The sequence below is a fragment of the Azohydromonas sediminis genome (assembly GCF_003574675.1).
GTDB lineage: Bacteria > Pseudomonadota > Gammaproteobacteria > Burkholderiales > Burkholderiaceae_C > Calidifontimicrobium > Calidifontimicrobium sediminis.
On record NZ_QOAZ01000001.1, the window covers coordinates 101,795 to 127,387 of the forward strand.

Below are 25,593 nucleotides of genomic sequence, written 5' to 3' on the forward strand. Positions count from 1 at the left end.
AGCGCCGGGGCCGCGAAGTCGTCGTTGGCCGCCGGTGACGCGCGTCGAGCCGCTCAGCGCGGCGCGCTGCCGCGGCGGTCGGCGGCGCGCGTCAGCACATCGATGGCCGAGTCGGCCAGCAGCACGCCGAACAGCCCGCTGCCGAGCGCCGTGGCGACGCCGAGCCACGGGCCGCTGAGTTGCGCACCGAACTGGTAGCCCCACGCGAGGCCGGCCACACCGACCAGCGCGACGACGGCCTTCGCGAGTGGGCTACCCGGCAGCGCCGGGGTGGACCGGATGTCGACGCCGTCGCCGCCGCTGGCGCCCGGCGCGTCGGCGTTGCAGCGGGGGTCGCCAGGGGTGCTCGCGCGCATCGTCCAGCCCGCCTCACTGCACGCGCACCTCGACGCGCCGCGCCTGCGGGTCTTCGCCGGCGACGTTGGCCTGCGTGCGCTGCGGTCGCAGCAGTTCGACGCGCGCCTGCGGCACGCCGGCCGCCACCAGCGCGTCGCGCACCGCGAACGCCCGCTGCTTGGCCAGTTCCTGGTTGTGCTCGAGCGTGCCGGTGGCTGAGTGGTAGCCCGAGATCACGAGCCGCTTGCCGGCAGCCGTCTTCACCAAGTCGCGCACGATGGCCTGGTCGGTGTCGGTCAGCGCGGTGGAGTTGACGCCGAAGTACAGCGTGGCCAGCCCGGGGGCCAGCACCGACGGCGGCGTCGCGACGCGCGCCACCGCCTTGCCGATCAGCTCCGGGTGATCCTTGAGCATGCTGATGCCGCCCAGCGGCTTGTTCTGGCCGTTGTGACAGGTCGCGCAATTGATCTTCGCGACGTCGCCCAGCTCGCCGCGGCGGTGGGCGGGGAACACGTCGGTCAGCGGTACCAGGTACTCGTTGTTGACTTCGCGCGCCATGCGGATGCCGTGCCACGCCGTCAGGCGCGGCGGCGGGCTCGCCGACCACTCGGCGAACGAGCGCGAGTTGTGGCAGTGGGTGCAGTTGACGCCCAGCGACTCGGACATGTGGATCATCAGTCCGTACGTGCGCTCGGTGTGCTGGATGCTGTAGTCGTTGCCGGTGGGCAACGCCGTCTTGCCGATGATGCGGATCGCCTCGGCGTCGAGCAGGTACGGCGTGAACGGGTCGGCCGGCAGCGACGTCGCGCCCACCGCCGCGAAGGCCTTGTTCTGCACGTACTCGCCGCTGCCGCCGGTCATGCGCGCGTGCTGCGGCGGCGGCGCGAGCGTGAACCACACGTTGGCAGGCACCGGCTCGCCGCGGTGGCAGGTGTAGCACGTGACGCCGGTGTTGGCGACGTGCTGCGTCCAGTTCGCATTGATGTGCCGCGTCATCTGCAGCATCTTGCGCGAGACGATCTTCGTGTAGAGGTCGTCGGCGGCGAAGTTGTCGCCCTTGTGGCAGTACGCGCACTGCTGCTGCGGCGCGACCCAGTTGCTGATCGCGACCATCAGGCGCGTGAACTCGCCGACGCTCAGGTCGCCGAGCACCTGGACGTTCTGGTAGACGTCCTTGGCCTTCGGTCCGTCGCTGGGCACCGGCGGGATCGCGGCCGGGACCTCGTTGGCGGCGGCCTTCGCCGCGGCGATGCGCGGGTTGACGACGTCCTCCATCGCGACGCCGCGATAGCCGATCTGCCGGGTCTCGATCGGCGGGCGTTCGCAGCCGGCGAGCAGCAGCGCGCCAGCGGCGACGAACAGCCACGGTGTCGTGCGCAGGAAGAACTCGGTGGCGCGTTCGTTCATGGCGTGACTCCCAGGGCAGGGTCGGACACGGGCGGCCACACGGCCGGGTACATCGGTGCGACGCCGTGCTTGACGGCCCACAGGTACCAGTTGTCGACGACAGTGCCGGTCAGCAGGATGCCGATGCCGCCGGTCAGCGGGCACAGCACCGCGAACCACAGCGCCCAGCGGTGGATCGACTCGGCCGTCGCGTTGAAGCCCATCGTCCAGCGCCAGAACAGCGCCGCGCGCTCGTGCGCCGTGCCGCGGTCGACGACGTGCTCGATCTCGCGCTCGCCGCCGAAGCGGCTGACGGCCAAGATCGTCGCGCCGTGCATCGCGAACAGCAGCGTCGAGCCGTAGAGGAACGCGATCGACAGCGCGTGGAACGGGTTGTAGAACAGGTTGCCGTAGCGGATGCTGAACGCGGCGGTCCAGTCCAGGTGCGGGAAGATGCCGAACGGCACCGCCTCGGACCAGCTGCCCATCAGCAGCGGACGGATGAAGCCGAGCACCAGGTACAGCCAGATCGCCGCGGCGAAGGCCCACGCGATGTGCGTGCCCAGCCCGAGCGCACGTGCGCGCCGGTACATGCGCACCCACCACAGCAGGATCGACGCGGTCAGGAAAAAGCCCGCCATCAGCCACCAGCCACCCTCGTTGAGCGGCGGCAGGCTCAGCCCGTACTGGGGCGGCGGCGGCTCGAGCGCGAGCCACGGCAGCTGGCGCAGGAACTCGCGCGGATCCCAGTTGACCGAGGCCAGCATGTTCAGGCCGATGATCTCGATCGCGATGAAGCCGCAGATGATCGACGCCAGCCCGTAGAAGCCAAGGTAGAACGGGCCGATCTGCGCGTCGCCGAAGAAGCCCAGCAGCTTCGCGTGGAACGGCTTGCCGAGGCGGTCGGCCTGGCCGCGGTCGTGCGGCACGCCCATGTACGACGGGGCGTGCGCCTGCACCCGCGTGAAGAGGTTCTGGTACTCGAAGGCCATGGTCCTTGCTCCTCAGGGTGTGGGCGGCGTCATTGCCAGATGGGCAGGTTCAGCCACCAGTTCCACCACTCGGGCCAGCCGCGGGTCCAGAACGGTCCGCTGATGATGATGCACACCGCGCTCCAGAACCCGGCCGACAGCGCCAGGAACAGCCCGAGGCGGTGGATGCCCAGCGCACCGATCGAGTAGCCGATCGCGTCGCGGAAGAAGGTGTTCTCGTGCTCGGCGTTCTTCAGCGGCTCGCCCTTCTTCGGATTCGTCACCGACAGGATCAGGCCGCCGTGCAGCGACAGCGCGAACGTCGTCGTGAAGAAGAACGTGATCGCGAGCATGTGCGCCGGGTTGTAGTGGAAGTGCAGGTATTGGTAGCCGACGTTCGACACCCAGTCGAGGTGGCTGAAGATGCCGTACGGGAAGCCGTGCCCCCAGGCACCCAGCAGCAGCGGCCGGAACACGACCAGCGTCACGTACGCGAAGATCGCGACGCCGAACGCAAACGGCACGTGGTAGCCGATGCCGAGCTTGCGGCAGATCTCGACCTCGCGCAGCATCCACGAGACGAAGGCGCCGATTGCGCACACCGTGATCAGCTGCCACAGGCCGCCTTCCATCAGCGGCGCGAAGCCGAGCCCGTATTTCAGGTCGGGCGGGGCGATGCTGATCTGCCACAGGTTCCACGTCGGCCCCTGCGAGGCGCCCCAGACGATGAGCAGCGTCCCCACCAGCGAGAAGAAGATCGTGGTGACGCCGAAGAAGCCCACGTAGAACGGCCCGACCCAGAAGTCGAACAGGTCGCCCCCGATCAGGGTGCCGCCGCGCACGCGGTACTTTCGTTCAAAGCTGAGCATGGCCATGATCACATCCCCGTTTCATGAGGCCGCGCCGCGGCGGCCTGCGCCGGTTCGCTGGCGTCGGCGTGCGGGGCCGGACGTCCGGTCCGGGCCCCGCCGCCACTCGTGCCGCCGACGGCCTAGGGCTTGCTGCTCGGCAGCACGGCCACCTGCGTGGTGCCCGTCTGCACCTCCGCCGTCTTCTTCGCCGGTGCCCCCTCCAGCCAGTTGAAGCGGGTCGTGCTCAGCAGGATGAAGTGGATGACCAGCGCCAGCACGAACAGGAACGTGAACAAGGCGATCAACGTCCTGCGCGGATCGAAGAGAGTCCAAATGCGCCACATGTCGGTGCCTCCTTAAGCGGTGAACGCCACCGCCAGGTACGCGGTGACGACGTCCTTGGCGTCGTGGATGATCGACGCGTAACCGCCGGGGCCGGGCAGCCAGGGCCGCCACTGCCACGCGAGGAAGTGCGCGATCACCGCGATCACCGTGAAGATGATGAAGCTCGTCATGAAGATGCCGTGGAACTCCTTGGCTTCGGCATCTGTCAGCCCGGACAGCGAGCCTTCTCGAGAGTCAGCCATTTCCTTTACCTCCGTTCGGGCCTGCCGGCCCTGTCCCAGTCGGGCCTTGCGGCCCTCCTCTTTCGCGCGCAACCCCCGCGCCGGGGTTTTGCCGCGGCCGAAACCGCGTCAATCGTGGTGTGCTGTTCGCCCGGCTCACGCGGGCTCTCCCTGCAGCGCGCGCTGCGCGCGCGCCACGCGTTCGGCAGTGACGGTGTCCTCGCCGGCCTGCTGCGCGTCGCGCTCGGCGCGGTCGCGCAGCCGCTTGGCCGCCGAGATCTGCACCAGCACCGGCTCGCGCTGCACGAGGTCGGCCAGCAGCCGCTGCGCCTCGGCGTTCCACGGCTTGCTGTGGCCCTCGCCGAGGCGCGCCGGCGTCGCATCGACGCGGTCGAGGTCGGTGCCCAGCGGCAAGATGTGGAACAGCGCATCGAACAGCGCGTTGCAGAACTCCTGCACGACGTAGGTCGCGCCGGCGTACCCCATGAACGGCGTGCCGGTGGCGCGGCGGATGATCGCGCCCGGGAACGACGCCGGGATGTAGGCGCCGCTCATGCCGGGGCGGCCACCCGTGCCGCGCTCGGCCAGGTACATGCGCTCGTTGTAGCTGCCGAACATCACGAGCGGCGCCTTCTCGTGCACGAGCTTGCGCACCTCGGCGTTGTTCGTCTTCTCGCCCGGCCGGCGCGCGACCGCGAAGTGGCATGGCAGGCCGAGCTCGTCTTCGAGGAAGTGGCGCAGCCCGCGCGTGTACGTCTCGTTGGCGACCACCGCGAAGCTCGCGGTGCCGAAAAAGTCCTGCGTCACGGAGCGCCACAGGTCCCAGATCGGCTTGACCGTGGTGTGCTTCTCGCGCTCGATGAAGGGGTCGGGGTCGACACCGGTGAGCCTGCCGAGTTCGCGCAGGAACGCCGTCGTGCTGTGCAGCCCGATCGGCGCCTGCAGGTAAGGGCGCTCGAGCGCCTCGCACAGCAGGCGGCCGAACTCGCGGTACATGCAGACGTTGACGTCGGCGTTGGCGAGCCTGGCCACGTCGGCCAGGTGGCTGCCGAGCGGGAACACCATGTTCACCTCGCAGCCGATGCCCTCGACGAGGCGGCGGATCTCGGCCAGGTCGCTCGGCATGTTGAACGTGCCGTAGCAGGGGCCGATGATGTTCACGCGCGGCTTCTCGCCGTCCTGGCGCTCACGCGGCGGCACCTTGCGGCCCGGGCCGTACTCGGTCCACAGCCACATCATGGCGCGGTTGGCGGCCTGCCACTGGTCCTCGTCGATCGTGCGCGGCAGGAAGCGCAGCAGGTTGGTGCCCTCGGGCGTCACGCCGCCGCCGATCATCTCGGCGATCGAGCCGGTGACGACGACGGCCGGCAGGTCGGGGTCGAGCACCGAGTGCGCGCGCTTCATCGCGCCTTCGGTGCCGTCGCGGCCGAGCTCCTCTTCGGCGAGCCCCGTGACGACGATCGGCAGCTCGTGCGGCGGCAGCGCGTCGGTGTAGTGCAGCACCGACGTCACCGGCAGGTTCTCGCAGCCCACCGGGCCGTCGATGACCACCTGCAGGCCCTTGATGGCCGTGAAGACGTAGACGGCGCCCCAGTAGCCGCCGGCACGATCGTGGTCGAGGACGTACATCTCAGCACTCGCCCCGCCCGAAGGGCGATGAGCGCCCCCTCGGGGGGCAGCGAACGAAGTGAGCGTGGGGGCTCATGTCGTCGTCTCCTAGATCATCTGTTCGGCCTGGCGGCGCTTCGCGGCCTTCTCGGTCTGCCGCCGCACCTCGGCGCGGAACTCGGGGCGCAGCGCCGGCGTGTGGTCCCACACGCCGGCGCGGTCGCCGATGCCGGTGTCGCCGAAGAACTCGCTCATCTGGTCGAAGCGCGCCTTGTTGGCGATCGCCGCGTTGATCACCTGCGCCAGCGAGCCGGCGCCGGCCACGCCCATCAGCGGGCGCGCCGAGATCAGGTTCGTGAAGTACAGCGACGGGATGCGGTGCTGCTTGGCCTCCTGAACGACCGGCGTCGTGCCGATCGCGAGGTCGGGCTCGAACTCGTGCATCGCCGCAAGGTCCTGCTCGAGCGAGGCGCGGTACTGCACGCGCACGCCATGCGCCTCGAGCCACTGGCGGTCGGCGTCGCTGAACGGCGTGCGCGGGCACGCGGTGCCGACGTAGCGCAGGTCGGCGCCGCTCTCGACCAGCAGGCGGCCCACCAGCAGTTCCGAGCCTTCGTAGCCCGACAGCGTGATGCGCCCCTTGATCGGCGTCTTCGCCAGCGCGCCGCGGATCGCCGGCAGCCACTGGTTCTTCGCCGCGTCGATCTGCGCCTGCGGCACGTTCATCGCGTCGCCGACGGCCTGCAGCCACGCCTCGGTGCCGTCGTGGCCGACGGGCGCCGAGCCGACGACCGGCCGGCCGGCGGCCTCGAACTCGCGGATGCTCGCGGTGTAGAACGGGTGCAGCGCGGCGACCAGCGAGCCGTCGAGCGCGGCATACAGCTCGCGCCACTCGCGCGTGGGCACCACCGGACCGGCGGCCAGGCCGAGCGGCGCCAGCAGCATGCCGATGCCCACCGGGTCGGCCGGGAACATCTCGCCGAGCAGCGTCACTGTGGGCTTGCCCGAGGCGCGCGCGTTCGCCGGCGCCTGCACGGGGCCCGCCATCACCTCGGCGCGCGCGTACTTGAGCATCGCGCCGGCGAGCACGTCCTTCGCCTCGGCGTGCGTCGGCACGCCGAAGCCCGGCACGTCGATGCCGATGATGCGCACGCCGTCGATCTCTTTCGGCAGCAGCTGCAGCGGCACGCCGCTGGCGGTCGGCACGCACAGGTTGATGATCACGATCGCGTCGAGCTGCGCCGGGTCGGCCTGCGCGTAGACGGCCTCGCGGATGTCCTCGAACAACTTGCCGGTGACGAGCGTCTCGCTGTTGAACGGCACGTAGCCGACCGGGCGGCGCGCGCCGTAGAAGTGGCTCGTGAACGTGAGGCCGTAGACGCAGCACGCCGACCCCGACAGGATCGTCTGCGTGCGGCGCATGCGCAGCCCCACGCGCAGCGCGCCGAACGCCGGGCACATGCTCTGCGGCTGGTCGTGCGGGCCTTTCGGGTAGTCCGCCGCGTAGCGCTCCAGCGTCTCGCTCTTGCCGGCAGCCTCGGCGGCCGCGACGAGCTGCTCGCGGCCCGAGTGGCAGCCTAGGCCGTCGGCGATCAGCCCCGCGGGGTTGGCGACGATCGGGATGGTCTTGTCCACGGCCACGGCCTCAGGCAGCGTCGTAGATCACTTCGAGCGAGGGCTTCGTGACCTCGGTCGAGCCCATCATGTCGAACACCGTCGCCGGCTCGAGCACGACGTCGCGGCCGACCGCATCGCTCGAGAACAGCGCCAGCAGCTCGTCCTGCGACTGCGGCACCGGTCGCACCGGCGGCGCCTCGGCGACGTGGGTCGCGAGCTGCACGAACAGCGGTCCCCACGGACCATCGGGCTTGCCGATGATTTCGTACGCCGCGCTCTTGCGGCGTATGTCCTCGTGCGCCGGGATCGACGCGAGCACCGGGATGCCGGCGTTCCTCGCGAAGGCCTGCGCCTCGCCCGTGCCATCGTCCTTGTTGATCACCATGCCGGCGACGCCGACGTTGCCGCCGAGCTTGCGGAAGTACTCGACCGCGCGGCAGACGTTGTTGGCCACGTACAGCGACTGCAGGTCGTTGCTGCCGACGACGATGACCTTCTGGCACATGTCGCGCGCGATCGGCAGGCCGAAGCCGCCGCAGACCACGTCGCCGAGGAAGTCGAGCAGCACGTAGTCGAAGCCCCACTCGTGGAAGCCGAGCTTCTCGAGCGTCTCGAAGCCGTGGATGATCCCGCGCCCGCCGCAGCCACGGCCGACCTCGGGGCCGCCGAGCTCCATCGCGAACACGCCGTCGCGCTTGAAGCACACGTCGCCGATCGCGACCGGCTCGCCGGCGAGCTTCTTCTTCGCGCTCGTCTCGATGATCGTCGGCGTGGCCTTGCCGCCGAAGAGCAGCGACGTGGTGTCGCTCTTCGGGTCGCAGCCGATCAGCAGCACCTTCTTGCCCTGCTGCGCCATCATGTAGCTCAGGTTGGCCAGCGTGAAGCTCTTGCCGATGCCACCCTTGCCGTAGATCGCGATGATCTGCGTGGCCTTGGTCACCGGGCCCGCGGCCGGCGCGTCCGGCTCGACGGCCGCTTCGGCGCGCAGGCGCTCGCGCTGCCTGAACTGGACGGTGGCCGTGGCCGGTGTCGGAGCACTCATGGGCAGGACCTCCAGTCGAGAACCATCTTGAGACACGAGGGGTCGCCGAACGCGGTGCGGTAGGCGGCATCGGCCTGGCGTGCGTCGACGCGGTGCGTGATCAGGCCGTCGAGCGACAGCGCGCCCGACTCGGCCAGCTGCTTGACCGCCGCGAGGTCCCCCGGCTGCCACTGCGCCGCGATGCGCAGGCTCGCCTCGCGCATGAACGCCGGCGGGAACGCGAACGACAGCGGCTCGTCGTAGAAGCCGGCGAGCACGACCTCGCCGCCGGGCGCCAGGCGTGCAATCAGCGTGTCGAGCAGGCCTTTGGCGCCGCTCGCGTCGCAGATCGAGCGGTAGTCGCGGCGCGCGTCGTCGCTCGGGTCGATCACGTCGTAGCCGAGCGCACCGCCGCGACGGTCGGGGTGGGTCTCCCACACCACCGGCTTCGCGCCGCAGGCCACCGCAATGCGCGCGAGCAACCTGCCGAGCACGCCGTGGCCGACGATCAGGTCGGGGTGCCGGCCGCCCGCCTGGGCACTGACGTGGTACGCGGTGGCGGCGAGTGCGAGCAGCACGCCGCGCTCGGCGAGCCGGTCATCGAGCGGCACGACGCGCGCCGCCGGCACGACGACGCGTGACGCGGCGCCGCCGAACAGGCCGCGCACCGCGCCGTAGCACCTTGCGCCGGGCACGAAGACGCGCTGGCCCGGGCGAACCGCGGTGGCGCTGCCCGCCTGGCGCACGCGCCCGACCGATTCGTAGCCGGGCACCAGCGGGTACCCCAAGCCGGGGAACGGGGGCATGCGCCCGCTCCACAGCAGGCGTTCGGTGCCGGTGCTGATGCCGCTCCACTCGATGTCGACGACGAGGTCGTCCTCCCCCGGCGCATCCAGTGGCAGACGGGCCAGCGACAGCGCCTGCGGACGCTCGAGCACGACCGCCGTGGCCGTCATCGCGGGCGCTCCCGCGGCGGCGGGATCGATACGCGTGGGCAACTCGGCGTTCGTCGGGGTGGAGGTCATCGCAGCGGGAGCCGGTGGACGTTGTCATCTTAGGCTTACTTCTTGTGGTGTCAAGTCATCTTTACACCCCGCGGCGCCCGACGCTCCAGACCGCCGAAGGACGTTCCTTGAGGCGGGCACTGCGGCGACAGACCCGGCTGCCAGCGCACGGCCTACATCGGGACACGCGCCGGCCGCTCGGCCAACGCCGCCGAGACCGCCTTCCGGGCCGGGCGGCGCGGGATTCGGACCTACACTGCGCGCGCCCGATGGACGCCCCAACCGCAAGCCGGCCTGCGCGGTGCCGTGAATCGACGCCGGTTGCATCGCCCCGCCGTCGGCAAGTGCTGCGCGGCGTGCTCGGCCTCGCGCTCGCCGCCACGCGGCCGACGTGGGCCGCGCGTGCGCGGCCATCGGCGCCGCTGTTCGATGGCCTCGCGGGCCCCCACCACGCGATCGAGTCGCACGATCCGCTCGTGCGCCGCTACTTCGACCAGGGCATGCTGCTGGCCTATGGCTTCAACCCGCAGGAGGCGGCCCGCTCGTTCGAGGCCGCCGCCGCGCTCGACGCGCGCTGCGCGAGCTGCTGGTGGGCGCTGGCGTGGGCGCTCGGGCCGACGATCAACGCCGACCTGCGCGCCGACGACGAGCCGCGCGTGCTGCACGCGCTCGCGCAGGCGCGGCGGCACGCGCACCGCGCGTCGGCCGAGCGGCGCAGCCTGATCGACGCGCTGTCGCGGCGCCACCCGCGCGCCGGGCGCGTCGACGAGCCGGCGTATGCCGAGGCGATGCGCGCGCTCGCCGCGCGCCACCCGCGCAGTGCCGACGTCGCGCTGCTCGCCGCCGAGGCGCTGATGAACCTGCACCCCTACGACTGGTGGGACGCGCAGGGCCGGCCGCTGCCGTGGACGCCCCAGATCGAAGCCTGGCTGCAGCAGGCGCTGCGGCTGCAGCCCGACCACGCCGGCGCGCACCACTACTGGATCCACCTGCAGGAGTCGTCGGCGCAGCCGCAGCGCGCCCTTGCCAGCGCCGATGCGCTGCGCAACGCCTACCCCGGCTCGGGGCACCTGCTGCACATGCCGTCGCACATCGACATGCGCGTGGGCCGCTACGACGACGCGATCGCCGCCAACCTGCGCTCGATCGAGGCCGACCGGCGCTACCTCGCGCAGGTCGACGCGCAGGGCGCCTACCGCGTCGGCTACGTGGCGCACAACCACCACTTCCTGTGGGCCGCCGCCGCGATGGCCGGCCGCAGCGCGCTGGCGTTCGAGGCCGCCGAGGCCGCATGGCCCGCCGCGTGCGGCCCGCTCGGGCGCGACCCGGGGGTGGCGATCGCGCACCACTACGCCGTGCTGCCGTACTTCACCGCGGTGCGCTTCGGCACCTGGGGCCGGCTGCTGCGCGGCATGGCCCCTCCCGATGCGCCGGGGCCGTACCCGCTGGCGATCTGGCACTACGCGCGCGGCACCGCGCACGCGCGGCAGGGCCGGCCCGACGCCGCCGCGCGCGAGCTCGACGCGCTGCAGCGCGCCGCCGCCGACCCGGCGCTGGCGGCCGTGCGGCTGAAGAACATCAACGCGGCGGCGCTGCTCGTGCGCATTGCCGAGCTCACGCTGCGTGCCGACCTGGCGCGCGCGCACGGCCAGCACGCGCAGGCCGTCGCGCTGCTGCGCGAGGCCACCGCCGTCGAGGACGCGCTGCAGTACGACGAACCGCACCTGTGGCTCGCGCCGACGCGCCACGCGCTGGGCGCCGCGCTGCTCGACGCCCACCGCCCCGACGAGGCCGAGCGCGTCTTCGCCGAGGACCTGCGCCATTACCCCGACAACGGCTGGTCGCTGACCGGCATGGCGCGCGCGCAGCGGCAGCAGGACCGTCTCGACGCGGCGCGCGAGACCGAGGCGCGCGCTCAGCAGGCGTGGTCCACCGCCGACGTGCCGCCGCGCGTGCGCAGCTGAGCCGCAACGCCCGCGGCGGTGGCGCGGCACCCCGATCGGATCAAAAGCAGGCCAGATCGCGGCGGCAGGTGCGCGCCGACGCCGCGGCGATTTGATCTTCGACAAGTCGTCGGCCCGGCGTCGCGATAGCGTGTGCCCCGTTGCCCGCCGCGCGAGCGGCCGATGCGAAGCACCGCCATCGAGTCCCGACCATGACTTCGTCCCTCACCCGACGCCGATTCCTCGCCATCTCGGCCGGCACCGCCGGTGCGGCCGCCGTCGGCGGTGCCGCGCCGCTGTGGATGCGCGACGCCGCCGCGCTGGGCCACGCGCCGCCCAAGGGCGTCGTGACCACCGTGCCGACGTTCTGCGAGATGTGCTTCTGGCGCTGCGGCGGCATCGCGCACCTGCGCGACGGCAAGTTGTGGAAGTTCGAGGGCAACCCGCTCGACCCGCAGAGTATGGGCCGCCTGTGCCCGCGCGGCACCGCGGCAGTCGGCGCGCACTACGACCCCGATCGCCTGCGCCAGCCGCTGATGCGCGTCGGCGACCGCGGCGGCGAGCAGTGGAAGGCGGTGAGCTGGAACGAGGCACTTGACCACGTCGCCGAGCGCATGAACAGTATCAAGGCCGAGCACGGCCCCGAGTCGGTCGCGCTGTTCAACCATGGCTTCGGACAGCGCTTCGTGCAGCACGTGCTGCGCAGCTGGGGCGTCATCAATTACGCGGCGCCGTCGTACGCGCAGTGCCGCGGGCCGCGCGACGTCGGCTTCACACTGACCTTCGGTGCCGGCGTCGGGTCGCCCGAGCCCACCGACATCAAGCACACCGACTGCCTCGTGCTGATCGGCTCGCACCTCGGCGAGAACATGCACAACTCGCAGGTGCAGGAGTTCGCGCAGGCGGTCGAGCGCCGCATCCCGGTGATCGTCGTCGACCCGCGCTTCTCGGTCGCGGCGAGCAAGGCCAAGTACTGGCTGCCGGTCAGGCCCGGCACCGACCTCGCGCTGCTGCTCGCGTGGTGCGGCCTGCTCGTGCGCGAAGGCCGCTACGACCGCGCGTTCGTGCAGCAGCACGGCCACGGCTTCGACAAGTTCGCAGCCGAGGTCCAGGACTACACCCCCGAGTGGGCGTCCAAGGAGTGCGACGTGCCGCCCGAGCTGATCGTCGCCGCCGCGCGCGAGTTCGCGAGCCGGCGCCCGGCCTGCATCGTGCACCCGGGCCGGCGCGTGAACTGGTACGGCGACGACACGCAGCGCAGCCGCGCGATCGCGCTGCTCAACGCGCTGCTGGGCAACTACGGGCGCCGCGGCGGGCTGTACGTGTCGCAGGGCATCAAGATGGAGCGCTACCCGCTGCCGCCGTACCCGAAGAGCGACAAGCCGCGCGCCGACGGCGGCGACGCCGATCGCTATCCGTTCGCCGACGAGGGCATCACGACGAGCATCCGCGACGCGACGATCAGCGGCAAGCCGTACCCGATCAAGGGCTGGTTCGTCTATTCGACGAACCTGATGGAGGCGCTGCCGAACCCGGCCGAGACGGTCGAGGCGATGCAGAAGCTCGACCTGCTCGTCGTGTGCGACACGGTGCCGAGCGACATCGCCGGCTGGGCCGACGTGATCCTGCCCGACACCACGTTCCTCGAGCGCTACGACGAGCTGCTGACCGGGTACGGGCGCAACGGCTGGGCCGCGCTGCGCCAGCCGGTGGTGGCCCCGCCGCACGACCAGAAGCCGGCGTGGTGGATCGCCAAGCAGCTCGCGGTGCGGCTGGGCATTGGCGAGTGCATGCCGTTCGACGACATCGAGGAGTACCTGAGGGCGAGGGTCGAGAAGTCGGGCCACTTCTGGGACCAGTTCAAGAAGGAAGGCGTGATCGTGGCGCCACACCAGCCCACCACCGTCGAGGAAGGGCTGCAGCTTCAGTTCGACACGCCCAGTGGCAAGGTCGAGTTCTGGTCCGACCAGCTCGCCGCCGCCGGATTCGACCCGGTGCCGAAGTACACCGCGCCCGAGCCGCCACCCGAGGGCCACCTGCGGCTGATCACCGGTCGCGCGCCAGGCCACACGTTCACGCGCACGCAGAGCAACCCGCTGCTGCACGACCTGATGCCCGAGAACGAGGTCTGGGTCCACCCGGCGACCGCGGCGAAGCTGGGCGTCAAGAACCACGAGTACGTGCGGATCAAGAACCAGGACGGCATCGTCAGCAACCGCATCCGCGCGCGCGTGACGCAGCGCATCCGCGAGGACTGCGTCTACACCGTCTACGGGTTCGGCGCCAAGAACAAGATGCTCAAGTCGGCGGTGGGGCGGGGGGCGAGCGCCGGCGCGCTCAACACCCGCTACAAGACCGACCCGCTGATGGGTGCGACGAGCATCCACGGCAACTTCGTCACGCTCGTGAAGGAGGCCTGAGATGCCCCGCTTCGGAATGGTCATCGACACCCGCAAGTGCGTCGGGTGCCAGGACTGCGTCGTCGCCTGCCAGACCGAGAACGACGTGCCGCAGGGCTACTGCCGCGACTGGATCAAGACGGAGGTGCGCGGCACGTTCCCGAACCTGTCGATGGAGATCCGCAGCGAGCGCTGCAACCACTGCGACCACCCGCCCTGCGTGACGTGCTGCCCCACTGGCGCGAGCCACGTCGAGGACTTCGGCAAGACGGTGCAGGTCACGGCCCACAAGTGCATCGGCTGCAAGGCGTGCATCGCCGCGTGCCCGTACGACGCGCGCTTCGTGCACCCGCAGGGCTACGTCGACAAGTGCACGTTCTGCCTGCACCGTGTCAAGGAGGGCAAGGACCCCGCGTGCGTGTCGGTGTGCCCGACGCACTGCATGCACTTCGGCGACCTCGACGACCCGAAGAGCGCGGTAAACATGCTGCTGCGCACGCGCACGCACCACACGCTGCTGCCCGAGGCCGGCACGCGGCCGCGCGTCTATTACCTGACCTGAGGAGCCGTCATGCTCGAAGTCACCTCGACCCGGCACAACCCGCTGGTCGACCCGCACCTGGCGGTGTGGAGCTGGGAGATTCCGCTGTATCTGTTCGTCGGCGGCATGGTCGCCGGCATGATGGTGCTCGCCGGGCTGGCGATGCTGCGCGTGGCCAGGGGCGACGACGGCCGCGGCTTCTTCTCGATGCAGACGCCGCTGCTGGGCTTCATGCTGCTCAACGTCGGCATGCTCGCGCTGTTCCTGGACCTGACGCACCGCTGGTACGCGTGGCGCATCTTCGTGACGTTCCAGTACACGTCGCCGATGGCGTGGGGGTCGTGGATCCTGATCGTCGTCTACGCGGTGTTGCTCGTCTCGGCGCTGGTGCGCCTGCCCGACGCGTGGCCGTGGCTCGGACGCAGGCTGCCGGTGCTGCACCGGGTGTCCGACGCGATCGCGAACCGCCCGGCACGCCTGCGTGCGCTGGGGGCGGCGAACATCGTGCTCGGCGTCGGGCTGGGCATCTATACCGGCATCCTGCTGAACACGATGGTCGCGCGCCCGCTGTGGAACAGCGCCGTCCTCGGCCCGCTGTTCCTGCTGTCGGGGCTGTCGGCCGGTACCGCGATGGTGCACCTGGCCAGCGCCGTGCTGCCGGGCCGGCCGGCGCCGAGCGGACCCGTCGGCGGCGCGTTCGCGTCGCTGATCCAGGCGGTCGGCCCGAACCCGCCGCCGAAGCACACCGTCGACGGGCTGATCCGCTACGACGTCGTCTTCCTCGTCGTCGAGCTGATCCTGATCGCGCTGCTCGTCATCAACCTGCACACGTCGAGCGCGTCGCACGCCCACGCCGCGCAGCTGATCATGACCGGGCCGTACGCGCTGCCGTTCTGGGGCATCGTCGTCGGCCTCGGCCTGCTGGTGCCGATCGCGTGGCAGGCGCTCGAGCTGTCGCACCGCATCCCGCACACGATCGTGCCGGCCGCGCTCGTGCTCGTCGGCGGCTTCACGCTGCGCTGGGTGATGGTCAATGCCGGGCAGGCGAGCGCGATGGTACCGGTATCGCAGCTCGTGCCGTGAGCGCCCGGGTAGCCGCTTGCAGCCAACGGCGCTAACATACGGGCCCCTGTATTTACCCTGTTGTCACCATGGACGCCCTGATGACCCGTGCACCCGCGACGGCCGCCCCTGCCGGGCCGGCCGTGCGCGCCCGCCCCTACTGGAACCCCTACGTGGCCGGGGTCTTTCTCGGTCTGGTGCTGCTCGCGACCTACGCCGTCACCGGCCGCGGCCTCGGTGCGACGGCCGGCTTTGCCGCCGTCGCGACCTGGCTCACCGGCCTCGTCTCGCCGGCGCTCGTCGAGCAAAGCAGCGTGCACCTGAAGTACTGGAACGACGGCGCGCCGCTGCTGAACTGGACGCTGTTCCTGCTCGCGGGCGCACTCGCCGGCGCGGCGCTGTCGGGCTGGCTCGGCGGCCGCTTCCGGCTCACGATCGAGCGTGGCCCGCGCATCAGCGACGGTCAGCGCCTCGCGCTCGCCTTCGTCGGGGGCTTCATCGCCGCGTGGGGCGCGAAGATCGCCAAGGGCTGCACCAGCGGTCAGGCGCTGACCGGCAGCGCGGTGCTCAACGCCGGCAGCCTCGTGTTCCTGCTGGCCGTGTTCGCCGGCGCGTTCGCGCTGGCGTGGTTCGTGCGCAAGGAGTGGCTGTGATGTTCCCGCTCGAGTCGTTCCACGAGTTCTCGCTCGCCGCCGATCTCGGCATCGCGCTCGTGCTCGGCCTGGGCTTCGGCTTCGCGCTCGAGCGCGCCGGCTTCGGCAGCGCGCGCAAGCTCACCGCCGTGTTCTACCTGTACGACATGGCCGTCGTGAAGGTGATGTTCACCGCCGTCGTCACCGCGATGGTCGGGCTGGCCGTGCTGTCGGGCGCCGGCGCGCTCGACCTGTCGGAGCTGTACATCGAGAAGACGCAGTGGACGGCGCAGATCGTCGGCGGGCTGCTGTTCGGTGCCGGCTTCGTGATCGGCGGCTACTGCCCCGGCACGTCGATGGCCGCGATCGCCACCGGCCGCAAGGACGGGCTGCTGTTCGCGCTGGGCATGCTCGCCGGCGTGTGGGCCTACGCGCAGTTCACGCCGCAGATCGACGACTGGTACAAGGCCACCGCGATCGAAGAGCTGACGCTGCCGGCGCTGACCGGCATCGGCATGGGCTGGTGGGCGCTGGGCTTCGTCGTGCTCCTGCTCGCCGCCGCGCGCGGCATGGCGTGGCTGGAGCGCCGTTTCGAGGGGCTGCGACCGCAGTCGTGACCCCCGTGGCCGCAGGCGCGTTCCGCGGGGCTCGTGTTCATTCAACTTCAGAGGAGACCATCGATGAGACGCTTCCTTCGTTTCCTGGCGGCCTGCGCCGTCGCCGCCGTGGCGTGGCCCGCCGCGTGGGCGCAGTCGCTGATCGTCGACACCGCGGCGGTCGAGAAAGCACTGCAAAGCGGCGCGATCGTCTGGGACGCGCGCGACGCCGACGACTACGCCGAGGGCCACATTCCGGGCGCGGTCAATATCGGCTGGGTCGGCGAACTGTTCCGCGACGCCAACCGCGAGGACCCGCCGTCGTCGGCGGTGGCGTCCAAGCTCTTCGGCGACGCCGGCATGGACGTGCTCAACCGCGAGGTCATCGTCTACAGCACGAAGGGCGACTCGTTCGCATACTTCGCCGCGCGCATGCTCGAGTACTACGGCGCGCGCCACGGCAAGGTCTACCACGGCGGTATTGACGACTGGAAGGCCGCCGGCAAGCCCCTGGCCACCGAACCGACGAAGCTGCCGCCGGTGGCGCTGAAGCTGCCCGCCGAGCGCGTCGGCACGCTGTGGACGAACGACGTCGTCGAGCGCGTGCGCGCCGGCGGCGCGCAGATCGTCGACGTGCGCACGCCGAAGGAGTTCGCCGGCGACGACATCCGTGCGATCCGCGGCGGCCACGTGCAAGGCGCCCTCAACATACCGTACGAGCAAAACTGGGTCGACCCCGCGACGGCTTCGAAGCTCGCCGCCAAGCAGGTCAAGACGCGCGACGGCATGGCACTCAAGAGCCCCGACGAGCTCAAGGCACTGTACGCGAAGCTCGACCCGGCGAAGGAAACCGTCGTCTACTGCCAAAGCGGCGTGCGCGCCTCGGAGACGGCGGTCGTGCTGCGCGACCTCGGCTTTCGCAACGTGAAGGTCTACGAGCCGTCGTGGCTCGGCTACGCGGGCGTGCTCAGCGCGCCGGCCGAGAACGAGGTGTTCGTCAACGTCGGCGCGCTCAACGGGCGTATCGCGTCGCTGCAGAACCGGGTGCGTTCGCTCGAGGCCGACCTCGAGAAGCTGCAGAAGGCCGGCGCGAAGTGATCCTGCTCTGAGTCGCGCGAAACCCGCAGCCGACAGCGCCCACGCTGCCGGCCGCGCGCAAAAAGGAAAAGGGGACGGCGACGCCGTCCCCTTTTCCGCTCCAGCGCGAGGAAGACCGGCTCAGCAGCCGCCCTTCTTCTCCTTCTTCGGCGCGGCCGCCGGCTTGGCTTCGTCCTTCTTGGCCGCGGCGTCGGAGGCGGCCTTGTCGGCGGCCTTGGCGGCTTCGGCCTTCGGCGCGTCCTTCGTGGCCGTCTGGGCGTGGGCCGGCAGGCCGTACAGGGCCACAAGCGCCACCAGGGCGGCGGCGGTAAGCTGTTTCATCGAGGTTCTCCCGATCAAGGTGGATGGATGGTCTGAGCCGAGGCGTCGGCACGACGGCACCGACACCTGGCGTATTCTGAACGCACGCGCCGGGGGGCGGTTGACCACCATCAACAAGTGCCGTGCATCGGGAATGCAGGACGAAATCGCAGCCCCCGCCCGCGCGACCGCTGCCGACCGTGACGCGTCAGCGGTTCTCGGCGTGGGACCAGACGAAGTCGGCGACCGCGCGCGTGTCGCCGAGGTCGAGCCGCGCGACACCGGCACACGGCAGCGCCGCATCGCTGGCGATCGCGAGAATGCCTGGCCACTCGGGCCACAGCGTCGGCTTGCCGAGTTCGGCGCGCCAGACTTCGAGCTTCGGGAAATCGCCGTGCTTGAAGCCCTCGACGAGCACGAGGTCACAGCGCTGCAGGCGTTCCAGCAGGTACTCGAGCGACGGCTCGGCAGCGCCGCGCAACTCGTGCATCAGCGCCCAGCGTTCATGACCGAGCAGCAGCACCTCGCGGCAGCCCGCCTCGCGCAGGCGGTACGAGTCCTTGCCGGGGCGGTCGACCTCGATCGACTTGTGGCTGTGCTTGATGATCGAGACGACGAGGCCGCGCGACGAGAACTCGGGCACGAGACGCTCGAGCAGCGTCGTCTTGCCCATGCCCGAGTGGCCGGCGATGCCGAATGCCTTCACCGGGGCACTCCCGTGTCGCAGTCGTACGCCGCGTCGAGGCGCGGCGAGAACGCCGACACGACATCGGCCAGCGCGGCGTACGGGGCGGCGCGCGGCGACCCGTCGCGCATCAGCGCCGCCAGCCGCGGCAGCCAACGCCCGAGGTGCTCGCGCCAGAAACGCGCCTGGCGCTCGAACCAGATCGCGTCGCCGGTCTCGGCTTCGCGAAATGCGAGGTAGTACATGAACTCCAGCTCGAACGCGACGTGGTCGGGAGCTTCGGTGCGCGTCGTCGTGTCGAGTCCGGCCCGGGCGTAGGCCGTGCGCGCATAAGCGCTCGCCGTGCCCATCAGCTGGCCGTCGGGCTCGAGGTAGGCCGACGCCCACGGCGGTGCGTCGACCCGGAACGGGCCGACGAACAGCCGCGCGTGCGCCGCCGCCAGCGCGTCGAGGCTCCCGCGGCGCTCGATCTCGTCGGCGAGCCGCGACGCCGGCGTGCCGAGCGGTCCCAACGCATCACGCACGAGGGTGCCGAGGTCGGCGGGCCAGCGTGTCGGCAGGTCGAAACATCGCGACAGCGCGAAGAAGGCGTTGGCGCGCGCCACGCCGGCGGCCAAAGGGTCTTGGGGCGCGGACGTCATCGGGCGTGGATTCTGCCTCGCCCGCCAACGGCGCGCCGAGGGCATGGCCGCGAGCGGCCGCCCGCCGCGCCGCCGGCGCTCAACCCTCGAAGTCGCGGATGTAGAACACGTGCGGGCGCGTCCCCTGCTCGCGCTGCAGCACCTTCGGCTTGTGCCTGGCCAGCGCGCGGCTCGGCGGGCTCGCCGGGTCGTTGAGGTCGCCGAAGATGCGCGCATCGGCCGGGCAGGCGACGACGCACGCCGGCTGCTCGCCGACTGCGAGACGGTGATCGCAGAACGTGCACTTCTCGACCGTGCCGCGCTTGCGAACGCCGGCGTAGGTCGTCGCGCGCGCCGGGTTGTAGTACGGGATCGGCGCGCCCGACTTCTGCGCCACCTCCTGCCCCTGGAACGTGCCGCCCTTGATCGCCGGTGGCTCGTCGTCGGTGTAGGTGCGGTGCGGCGCATCCTTGTTGAACCAGATCACACCGTACGGGCACGACAGCTGGCACAGCCGGCAGCCGATGCACTTGTCGGGGTTGTGCAGCGTCAGCCCCTCGTCGTTCTTGTACATCGCCGTCGTCGGGCAGTTCTGCACGCAGGGCGCGTTGTCGCAGTGGTTGCACAGCGTCGGGATGTAGCGGTACTTGACGTTCGGGAACGTGCCGCTGGTCTGCGTGATGTGGTTCGACCAGTGGAACTCCACCGGCACGTTGTTCTCGGACTTGCAGGCGATGTCACACGCCGCGCAACCGACGCAGCGGTGCAGGTCGATCACCATTGCATAACGCTTTTTGGCCATCTTGCTCACTCCTCGGTTCGCCTGCGCCGTCAGGCCTTCGTGATCTTCACGCGCGTCGCGCCGCCGTGGCGGGCCGTCGACCCGCTCAGGCGTTCGAACTCAGCGACGTGCAGCTCGTTGTTGTTCGCGCCGCGCGGGATGCGCTTGGCGAAGTCCTTCGTCGCGACGCGACCGTAGGCCCAGTGACCCTGGCCGTAGCACTTGGCCACGGTGCCGGGTCGCACGCCCTCCCACAGCTTCAGCTCGACGGTGATCGAGCCGTTGACCGACGTGAGCTTGACCGTGTCCCCGGTCTTCAGGCCGAGGCGGGCGCCGTCGGCCGGGTTCATTTTGAGCACGTCGTTCCAGTTCTCGTCGCCGGGGTCGGCGTTCTTGTGCGCCTGGTACCACGTCGTGTTGGCCGAGCGGCCTTCGCGGTTCAGCCGCGAGCGGTGCTCGAAGAAGATGAAGGGGTACTCGGCCTCGGCACCGTGACGCAGCGCCGGCTCGAAGTGCGGTACGAAGGCGAGTTCGCCGCGCGCGACGTGGTTCGTCGCCTCCATCACCTTGTCGACGTTGACGCCGTGCTTCTCGGCGTGGGCGGTCAGCGCCTTCTTCAGTGTCTCGCTGTAGAACTCGAACTTCTTCGTCACGGTCGGGAAGTTGTCGACCTTCTTGCCGTAGGCGAAGCGCTTCGAGTTCCACACCCCCTTGTCCAGGAACGCCTGCCAGCCGTCGATCGCGTCGCCGTGCTTGCCCCAGTTGGGGTCGTTCTTGTCCCAGCAGCCGCGCGTGAGCGTCTTCAGCGCTGCCATCGTGAACTCCATGCCGTTCGTCGGCGCGGCACCGGTCTCCGGGTCCTTGAACTGCTCCTTGAAGTAGCGCAGCAGGTTGTCGAAGCCGCGCTCGGCGAGTTTCTCGGCGAGCAGCCAGGGCACCTCGGTCTCTTCCTGCCGCAGGTCGGCCACCGGCTGGATCACCGGCTGGTTCAGCGTGATGTACGAGTGCAGGTTCTGCTTGTTCTTCAGGAACCCCCACTTCTCGAACATCTGGTGCGGCGCCGGCAGCACGATGTCGGCGTACATCGTCATCTCCGACGCGTTCGTCGTCATGTGCACGAAGAACGGCAGCTGCTCCATCGCCTTCTCCCAGCGCTGCACGCCGGTGCACGAGAAGGTGAAATTGCACCAGTACCCCATCGCGACCTTGATCTCGTTGGGCGACTTGGCGAGCATGCCGTCGGCCGCGGCGTTGGTCACGACGCCGCCACCGCTCTTGCCGTCGGTCAGCGCGGGGAATGCGAGCGTGCCGCGCTGGTCGATCTTCTTGAATTTGCTGTGCTTGGCGGCGAGCTCGTCGAGATAGTCGTCAACCGGCGGGATGTGAACGGCCGGGTCTTTCATCTTGCCCATCACGCCGCCGATGCCGTCGGTCGAGCCGACGAGACCATTGAGGGCGTGTGCAGCCATCGCGGCGTAGCCGCCGCGCGCCTGCATCGCAGTGCCTGGAGAGACCCAGCTGATCGCGCGCGGCGCGGCCTGCGCGAAGCCGCGCGCGACGCGGCGGATCTGCTCGGCCGGGATGCCGCAGTGCTTTTCGGCCCACTCGGGCGTGCGGTCCTTCAGCTCGAGGTTCCACCACTGGACGACACCGTAGGTGTGCACCTCGTCGAAGGTCGGCACCTTCTGCGGCGCGCGCTTCGCCTGCTTCGCGTCTTCGGGCAGTGCGACTTCGGTCTCGAGCGCGACCTCCTGCCCCGGCACGAAGCGGTTCGTGCCGTCGAAGAAGTCGCCGACGAACGTCTTGTTCCACAGCCCCTCGGCGAGGATCACGTGCGCGATCGCGACCGCGAGCGCGGCGTCCTCGCCGGGGATCACGGGCAACCACTCGTGCGCCTTCGCCGCCGTGGCCGACAGCCGCGGGTCGATGACCGCGACGGTGGCGCGGTCGAGCATGTCGCCCCAGAAGTTGATCGCGTGAGGCACCTGGCGGTTCGAGCTGACCGGGTCGGCGCCCCAGCACAGGATGTAGTTCGTGTGACCGATGTCGTAGTCGCGGTAGTCCCACATCCCCTCGGTGTAGTAGGCGCCGAACTTCTCGGCCTCGGCGCAGATCGCCGAGTGGCTGATGTTGTTCGGGCTGCCGATGATCTTCGGCATCGCCGAGTAGATGACGTCGCGCATGTAGGTGTAGCGGCCGCGGAACAGCGCGAACTTCTCGGGCTCGCCGGCGTTGCGCAGCTCCATGATCTTGTCGGCGATGATGTTCATCGCCTCGTCCCACGAGATCGGCACGAAGCCCGGGTCCTCGTGGCGGCCCTTCTTCGGGTTCGTGCGCTTGAGCGGCTGGCGCACGCGGTCGGGGTCGTAGACCTGCTGCAGCGCGAGATGCGGGCGCGGGCAGATCTTGCCGTGGTTGCCCTTGGCGTTGGGATTGCCGCGCAGGTGGACGGCGCGCCCGTCGACGACCTTGACCTGCACCGAGCACCAGCTCGTGCAGCCCTGGCACGTCGTCGACACCCAGCGCGCCTTCGGCGCCTCGCCCGCGGCCTTGGCCGGCGCCTGCGCCACGGCCGGCGACGCCGGCGCGAGGAAGCTCAGTGCGGGAGCCCCGCCGGCGGCGGTGAGGGCGCCGGAGATCTGCAGGAAACCACGGCGCGACAGCTGTGTCGTGACGCCCTGCGGTGGTTCGTTGGTGTGGATTTTCATGGCGAGACTTCCTCGTGCTACGACAGATTGCCGAACGTGGCGGCCGGCGGCGGGACCTGCCCACCGAGCACCGCGGCATAACGGATCGCGTACCCGCCGATCAGGATCAGCAGGCACGCCAGCGCGATCAGGGCAGGCGACGGCGCCGCGGCCGTCCCCGACCTGCCCAGCGTCGCCGAAGCCAACAGCGCGAACGGCACGACCGCACCGAGCCCGATGCCGACGATGCCGACGAGCCAGCCGTAGTGGCTCAGCAGCGACGCCAGTGCCGTGCGACCGGCGGCCGTGCCGAAGCGCAGGTCGGCCCACCACGCGACCATCGTCAGCAACAACAGCAGCGTGCCCCCGATCAATGCCAGGCCCAGCGGCCTGAGCGCACCCCCATAGGCCACGGCGTCGGGCTCGTCGGAGGCCGTCATGCCCATCCCGCGCCGCAATGTGTGCAGCACCACCGCCGCCGACGGGCCGGTGACGCTGAACAGCACCACCGAGGCCATCACCATCGCGCCCGTGGCCCAGACGGGGTGCGACGTGATGGTCGCCAGCAGGAAACCGTGGTACACGCCGATGACGATCGCGAGCACCGCGCCAACCGCGCCGACGAGCGGCGTCGACAGGAACGCGAGCGGCGTCGAGCGCGGCGCCAGCAGCCGCCACGCATACAGCGCCGACAGCGCGACGAACGCACCCTGGATCATCGCGCCCCACCACATCGTCGAGGTCGGCGCGATGTTCAGGCCCATCTGGTACGCGTGCAGCTTGTAGCCCAGTTTCCAGAACAGCAGCATCAGGCCGACGGAGACCGCGACCGGCGCGATCACCGCCGCCGTCTGCGCGAGGCCGCGATACGCCGGTCCTGCGAAGCGGTTGAGCACGTAGGCGAGCAGGAACGATCCGACACCGACGCCGCCCAGAAACAGGTCGGTTGCGACGCGCCAGTCCCAAATGACGCCGGGCTGAATGTTGTAGACGACCGAGGGTTCCACCGTGACCTCCAGAGTTGCCCGCCGGCCATGCGACATACCGCACTGCCGGCGCTGAAAACGCCTCGCATTGCGCCACCCGGTCCGGCCTGACCGCAACTCCGGGGTGCGCCGACGCGATGGATCACAGTGTCGATCGCCGCGCCTGTACGAGGTTGACGATCGTCAACAAATCGTCGAGGGAATCCCCCTATGGCCGGCCAAGATACCCCGCCTGGCATCACGTCGCGCCATCGAGTCGACGCGACGTTCCATCACCGGTAGATGGCTGCAAATCAGCGAGCCGTCACAGCACCGACCCGAAGGCGCAGGCTGCGCGACATGCCGCGACTCGGCCTGTCGGCTGTCGTCAGCAGCGCACGTTCGCGCTCGCGTGGCGGCAGCTCGGGCAGCGGCGCATCTGCTCGCGCATCGCGTCACTGACGCCGGCAGCAGCGGCCTTGCGCAGCATCGAGTCGAGCAGCGCCTGCGCGATGAAGCGCGCGCCGCAGCCGGGACACGCCGCCAGCGGCGACGCCGAGAGCGTGCGCCACGCCTGGCGTTCGCGTGCACTCGCCAGACGTGGCTGCAGCGTGATTGCATGCTCCGGGCACAGCCGCGCGCACAGCCCGCACTGCACACAGTGGCCTTCGACGAAGTCGAGCGTGGCCCGCGCGTCCCCCTCGAAGAAGCGGATCGACGCCGTCGGGCAGGCTTGCGCGCACACGCCGCACATCACGCACGCCGATGCATCGACGACGATCGTGCCGAGCGGCGCGCCCGCGGGCAGCGGCATCGCGCCGATGCCGCCGTCGGGCTCGAGCCGCGCGAGCGCCTGGTTCAGGAAGTCGCGCTTGCGCTCGTTGGCGGGAAGGGGCACGGCCGCTGCCGGGACGAGGTCGCGTCGTGGTGCCGGCGTGACGTCCACACCCGCCGCGTCGGCCCAGACGACGGCCTCGGGGCCGAAGCCGAGCGCGAGCGCGACGCCGTTGGCAACCTCCCGCTGCTGCTCGAGCAGCTCCCGGGTCTCGGGCGCCAGAGGGTCGCGCGCATGCAGCACGACGCGCTGCGCCCCGAGCGCGAGACTGGCCAGCCAGAGCTCCTCACCGAACGTCGCGATCGCCGGCGTATGCACGACCGTCGCGTCGGCGGGCGCCGAGGCGCCCGCCTCGACGACGTGCAGCGTCGCCCTCCCGCCCGCCGCGTCGATCGCGGCCTGCGCGTCGGCCAGCAGCTCGGTGCGCGTGGGCGCCGCGACGCTGAGCGCGCCGGTCGGACACGCGAGCGCGCAAGCCGCACAGCCCTGGCACAGGTGCGGCTCGACCTCGACCACGGTCCCCTTCGAGCGGATCGCCCGGGCACCGCAGACGTCGAGGCAGCGCGTGCAGCCCGTGAGCCCATGGCTCTCGTGCGCACAGATCGACGGCGTGTAGCTGAAGTACTTCGGCTTGTGGAACACCCCGGTCCACTGCAGCGCGACATCGACGGCGGCCTCGAGCGCGATGGCGTGGCCGCGCGTCGCGACGTAGCCGAACGGCAGCACCGAGCGCTCGAGCAGTGCCCGCCGCCGCAGGTCGAGCACGACGTCGGCTTCGACCGGCGAAGTGCCGCCCTCGAGGGCGACACGAAACGCGCCGAGCCAGCCGTCGACGCGTTCGGCAGCCGCGTCGACGACCTCGAGCGTGTCAGGCGCGGACCGCGGTCGCGCCAGCCCGGGGGCGACGGCCACCACGGCGCGTCCGGCTGCCAGTGCCATCGCCACGCCGGCCGCAGCCGCGTCGTCGCCGATCACCGCGACGCGTCCGCGCGAGCGGTACGTCACGCCGCCCGGCGGCGGCAGCTCGCCTTCGGGCACACGCAGCAGGTCAGCACGGCAGGCAGGAACTTCGGGGCGCATTTGAACCTC

Annotated in this window: 24 protein-coding genes; 7 read left to right on the forward strand and 17 right to left on the reverse strand. The window is 70.6% G+C overall.

All coding sequences use genetic code 11. The features are described 5' to 3' along the window. Positions 1-53: 53 nt before the first annotated feature. The 10 genes from DRV96_RS00470 to bchC all read right to left on the reverse strand — a co-directional run bounded on the left by DRV96_RS00470 (position 54) and on the right by bchC (position 9,381). Positions 54-356: a hypothetical protein gene (locus DRV96_RS00470; RefSeq protein WP_119286475.1), complete on the reverse strand. Its 303-nt coding sequence runs from the start codon at positions 354-356 to the stop codon at positions 54-56. Between the two features lie 13 nt (positions 357-369). Continuing rightward, positions 370-1,743: a photosynthetic reaction center cytochrome PufC gene (pufC, locus tag DRV96_RS00475; protein WP_119286477.1), complete on the reverse strand. Its 1,374-nt coding sequence runs from the start codon at positions 1,741-1,743 to the stop codon at positions 370-372. Next, on the reverse strand, positions 1,740-2,714 hold the full coding sequence (gene pufM / locus DRV96_RS00480; protein ID WP_119286479.1) for a photosynthetic reaction center subunit M: 975 nt from the start codon (positions 2,712-2,714) through the stop codon (positions 1,740-1,742). Before pufM ends, pufC begins: the two co-directional genes overlap by 4 nt. Before the next feature lie 29 nt (positions 2,715-2,743). Beyond that, a complete protein-coding gene (pufL, locus tag DRV96_RS00485) occupies positions 2,744-3,568 on the reverse strand; it encodes a photosynthetic reaction center subunit L (protein WP_119286909.1) in 825 nt (274 codons plus the stop codon). Positions 3,569-3,684: 116 nt separating this feature from the next. Next, positions 3,685-3,888, reverse strand: coding sequence for a light-harvesting antenna LH1, alpha subunit (gene pufA, locus DRV96_RS00490; RefSeq protein WP_119286481.1), 204 nt, complete (start codon positions 3,886-3,888; stop codon positions 3,685-3,687). A gap of 12 nt (positions 3,889-3,900) precedes the next feature. Further along, on the reverse strand, positions 3,901-4,131 hold the full coding sequence (pufB, locus tag DRV96_RS00495; RefSeq protein WP_119286483.1) for a light-harvesting antenna LH1, beta subunit: 231 nt from the start codon (positions 4,129-4,131) through the stop codon (positions 3,901-3,903). 135 nt (positions 4,132-4,266) lie between these two features. Then, on the reverse strand, positions 4,267-5,739 hold the full coding sequence (bchZ, locus tag DRV96_RS00500; protein ID WP_119286485.1) for a chlorophyllide a reductase subunit Z: 1,473 nt from the start codon (positions 5,737-5,739) through the stop codon (positions 4,267-4,269). A gap of 87 nt (positions 5,740-5,826) precedes the next feature. Beyond that, the gene (bchY, locus tag DRV96_RS00505) at positions 5,827-7,353 is read right to left on the reverse strand and encodes a chlorophyllide a reductase subunit Y (protein WP_235823228.1); all 1,527 of its coding nucleotides are present in this window, start codon (positions 7,351-7,353) and stop codon (positions 5,827-5,829) included. Between the two features lie 10 nt (positions 7,354-7,363). Continuing rightward, positions 7,364-8,377 (reverse strand): chlorophyllide a reductase iron protein subunit X, encoded by a 1,014-nt coding sequence (locus tag DRV96_RS00510; RefSeq protein WP_119286490.1) that lies wholly within the window; start codon positions 8,375-8,377, stop codon positions 7,364-7,366. Next, positions 8,374-9,381, reverse strand: coding sequence for a chlorophyll synthesis pathway protein BchC (gene bchC, locus DRV96_RS00515; protein ID WP_235823229.1), 1,008 nt, complete (start codon positions 9,379-9,381; stop codon positions 8,374-8,376). The genes DRV96_RS00510 and bchC overlap by 4 nt, the downstream gene beginning before the upstream one ends. 323 nt (positions 9,382-9,704) lie before the next feature. Here bchC and DRV96_RS00520 point away from each other — a divergent pair, with 323 nt between their 5' ends. From DRV96_RS00520 to DRV96_RS00550, 7 genes are all read left to right on the forward strand, one after another. After that, positions 9,705-11,324: a tetratricopeptide repeat protein gene (locus DRV96_RS00520; RefSeq protein ID WP_119286494.1), complete on the forward strand. Its 1,620-nt coding sequence runs from the start codon at positions 9,705-9,707 to the stop codon at positions 11,322-11,324. A 191-nt stretch (positions 11,325-11,515) separates the two neighbouring features. Then, positions 11,516-13,723 (forward strand): molybdopterin-containing oxidoreductase family protein, encoded by a 2,208-nt coding sequence (locus tag DRV96_RS00525; RefSeq protein WP_119286496.1) that lies wholly within the window; start codon positions 11,516-11,518, stop codon positions 13,721-13,723. Between the two features lies 1 nt (position 13,724). After that, positions 13,725-14,264 carry a 4Fe-4S dicluster domain-containing protein gene (locus DRV96_RS00530; protein ID WP_119286498.1) on the forward strand — a complete coding sequence of 180 codons (540 nt, stop codon included), beginning with the start codon at positions 13,725-13,727 and terminating at the stop codon, positions 14,262-14,264. A 9-nt stretch (positions 14,265-14,273) separates the two neighbouring features. Beyond that, the gene (gene nrfD / locus DRV96_RS00535) at positions 14,274-15,326 is read left to right on the forward strand and encodes an NrfD/PsrC family molybdoenzyme membrane anchor subunit (RefSeq protein ID WP_119286501.1); all 1,053 of its coding nucleotides are present in this window, start codon (positions 14,274-14,276) and stop codon (positions 15,324-15,326) included. An 80-nt stretch (positions 15,327-15,406) separates the two neighbouring features. Next, complete coding sequence (locus DRV96_RS00540; protein WP_119286911.1) at positions 15,407-15,958, forward strand: YeeE/YedE thiosulfate transporter family protein; 552 nt, start codon at positions 15,407-15,409, stop codon at positions 15,956-15,958. Next, entirely contained in the window at positions 15,958-16,554 is a 597-nt protein-coding gene (locus DRV96_RS00545) for a DUF6691 family protein (RefSeq protein WP_119286503.1), read from the forward strand. The genes DRV96_RS00540 and DRV96_RS00545 overlap by 1 nt, the downstream gene beginning before the upstream one ends. 63 nt (positions 16,555-16,617) lie before the next feature. Further along, the gene (locus DRV96_RS00550) at positions 16,618-17,631 is read left to right on the forward strand and encodes a sulfurtransferase (protein ID WP_119286506.1); all 1,014 of its coding nucleotides are present in this window, start codon (positions 16,618-16,620) and stop codon (positions 17,629-17,631) included. A gap of 120 nt (positions 17,632-17,751) precedes the next feature. Here the strand turns inward: DRV96_RS00550 and DRV96_RS17940 are convergent, their stop codons facing one another. From DRV96_RS17940 to DRV96_RS00580, 7 genes are all read right to left on the reverse strand, one after another. Further along, positions 17,752-17,952: a hypothetical protein gene (locus DRV96_RS17940; RefSeq protein WP_162910911.1), complete on the reverse strand. Its 201-nt coding sequence runs from the start codon at positions 17,950-17,952 to the stop codon at positions 17,752-17,754. Positions 17,953-18,139: 187 nt separating this feature from the next. Continuing rightward, positions 18,140-18,637 (reverse strand): molybdopterin-guanine dinucleotide biosynthesis protein B, encoded by a 498-nt coding sequence (gene mobB, locus DRV96_RS00555; RefSeq protein ID WP_119286509.1) that lies wholly within the window; start codon positions 18,635-18,637, stop codon positions 18,140-18,142. Then, positions 18,634-19,257 carry a TorD/DmsD family molecular chaperone gene (locus DRV96_RS00560; protein ID WP_162910912.1) on the reverse strand — a complete coding sequence of 208 codons (624 nt, stop codon included), beginning with the start codon at positions 19,255-19,257 and terminating at the stop codon, positions 18,634-18,636. The genes mobB and DRV96_RS00560 overlap by 4 nt, the downstream gene beginning before the upstream one ends. Before the next feature lie 79 nt (positions 19,258-19,336). After that, positions 19,337-20,038: a 4Fe-4S dicluster domain-containing protein gene (locus DRV96_RS00565; RefSeq protein WP_119286913.1), complete on the reverse strand. Its 702-nt coding sequence runs from the start codon at positions 20,036-20,038 to the stop codon at positions 19,337-19,339. 29 nt (positions 20,039-20,067) lie between these two features. Further along, positions 20,068-22,725, reverse strand: a complete 2,658-nt coding sequence (locus DRV96_RS00570) for a molybdopterin-dependent oxidoreductase (protein WP_119286514.1) — start codon at positions 22,723-22,725, stop codon at positions 20,068-20,070. Positions 22,726-22,742: 17 nt separating this feature from the next. Then, on the reverse strand, positions 22,743-23,807 hold the full coding sequence (gene nrfD, locus DRV96_RS00575) for an NrfD/PsrC family molybdoenzyme membrane anchor subunit (RefSeq protein WP_162910913.1): 1,065 nt from the start codon (positions 23,805-23,807) through the stop codon (positions 22,743-22,745). Between the two features lie 250 nt (positions 23,808-24,057). Next, the gene (locus tag DRV96_RS00580; RefSeq protein WP_210756939.1) at positions 24,058-25,584 is read right to left on the reverse strand and encodes a 4Fe-4S binding protein; all 1,527 of its coding nucleotides are present in this window, start codon (positions 25,582-25,584) and stop codon (positions 24,058-24,060) included. Positions 25,585-25,593 lie beyond the last annotated feature (9 nt).

What these genes read in the sequence shown, in the direction of transcription:
- DRV96_RS00510 (WP_119286490.1), bottom strand. Translation starts at nt 8,377, where the DNA reads ATGAGTGCTCCGACACCGGCCACGGCCACCGTCCAGTTCAGGCAGCGC.
- DRV96_RS00470 (WP_119286475.1), bottom strand. Translation starts at nt 356, where the DNA reads ATGCGCGCGAGCACCCCTGGCGACCCCCGCTGCAACGCCGACGCGCCG.
- DRV96_RS00540 (WP_119286911.1), top strand. Translation starts at nt 15,407, where the DNA reads ATGACCCGTGCACCCGCGACGGCCGCCCCTGCCGGGCCGGCCGTGCGC.
- DRV96_RS00530 (WP_119286498.1), top strand. Translation starts at nt 13,725, where the DNA reads ATGCCCCGCTTCGGAATGGTCATCGACACCCGCAAGTGCGTCGGGTGC.
- DRV96_RS00560 (WP_162910912.1), bottom strand. Translation starts at nt 19,257, where the DNA reads ATGACGTCCGCGCCCCAAGACCCTTTGGCCGCCGGCGTGGCGCGCGCC.
- pufL (WP_119286909.1), bottom strand. Translation starts at nt 3,568, where the DNA reads ATGGCCATGCTCAGCTTTGAACGAAAGTACCGCGTGCGCGGCGGCACC.
- bchZ (WP_119286485.1), bottom strand. Translation starts at nt 5,739, where the DNA reads ATGTACGTCCTCGACCACGATCGTGCCGGCGGCTACTGGGGCGCCGTC.
- DRV96_RS00545 (WP_119286503.1), top strand. Translation starts at nt 15,958, where the DNA reads ATGTTCCCGCTCGAGTCGTTCCACGAGTTCTCGCTCGCCGCCGATCTC.
- DRV96_RS00550 (WP_119286506.1), top strand. Translation starts at nt 16,618, where the DNA reads ATGAGACGCTTCCTTCGTTTCCTGGCGGCCTGCGCCGTCGCCGCCGTG.
- nrfD (WP_119286501.1), top strand. Translation starts at nt 14,274, where the DNA reads ATGCTCGAAGTCACCTCGACCCGGCACAACCCGCTGGTCGACCCGCAC.
- bchC (WP_235823229.1), bottom strand. Translation starts at nt 9,381, where the DNA reads ATGACCTCCACCCCGACGAACGCCGAGTTGCCCACGCGTATCGATCCC.
- DRV96_RS17940 (WP_162910911.1), bottom strand. Translation starts at nt 17,952, where the DNA reads ATGAAACAGCTTACCGCCGCCGCCCTGGTGGCGCTTGTGGCCCTGTAC.
- DRV96_RS00565 (WP_119286913.1), bottom strand. Translation starts at nt 20,038, where the DNA reads ATGGCCAAAAAGCGTTATGCAATGGTGATCGACCTGCACCGCTGCGTC.
- pufA (WP_119286481.1), bottom strand. Translation starts at nt 3,888, where the DNA reads ATGTGGCGCATTTGGACTCTCTTCGATCCGCGCAGGACGTTGATCGCC.
- DRV96_RS00580 (WP_210756939.1), bottom strand. Translation starts at nt 25,584, where the DNA reads ATGCGCCCCGAAGTTCCTGCCTGCCGTGCTGACCTGCTGCGTGTGCCC.
- DRV96_RS00570 (WP_119286514.1), bottom strand. Translation starts at nt 22,725, where the DNA reads ATGAAAATCCACACCAACGAACCACCGCAGGGCGTCACGACACAGCTG.
- DRV96_RS00525 (WP_119286496.1), top strand. Translation starts at nt 11,516, where the DNA reads ATGACTTCGTCCCTCACCCGACGCCGATTCCTCGCCATCTCGGCCGGC.
- pufC (WP_119286477.1), bottom strand. Translation starts at nt 1,743, where the DNA reads ATGAACGAACGCGCCACCGAGTTCTTCCTGCGCACGACACCGTGGCTG.
- pufB (WP_119286483.1), bottom strand. Translation starts at nt 4,131, where the DNA reads ATGGCTGACTCTCGAGAAGGCTCGCTGTCCGGGCTGACAGATGCCGAA.
- pufM (WP_119286479.1), bottom strand. Translation starts at nt 2,714, where the DNA reads ATGGCCTTCGAGTACCAGAACCTCTTCACGCGGGTGCAGGCGCACGCC.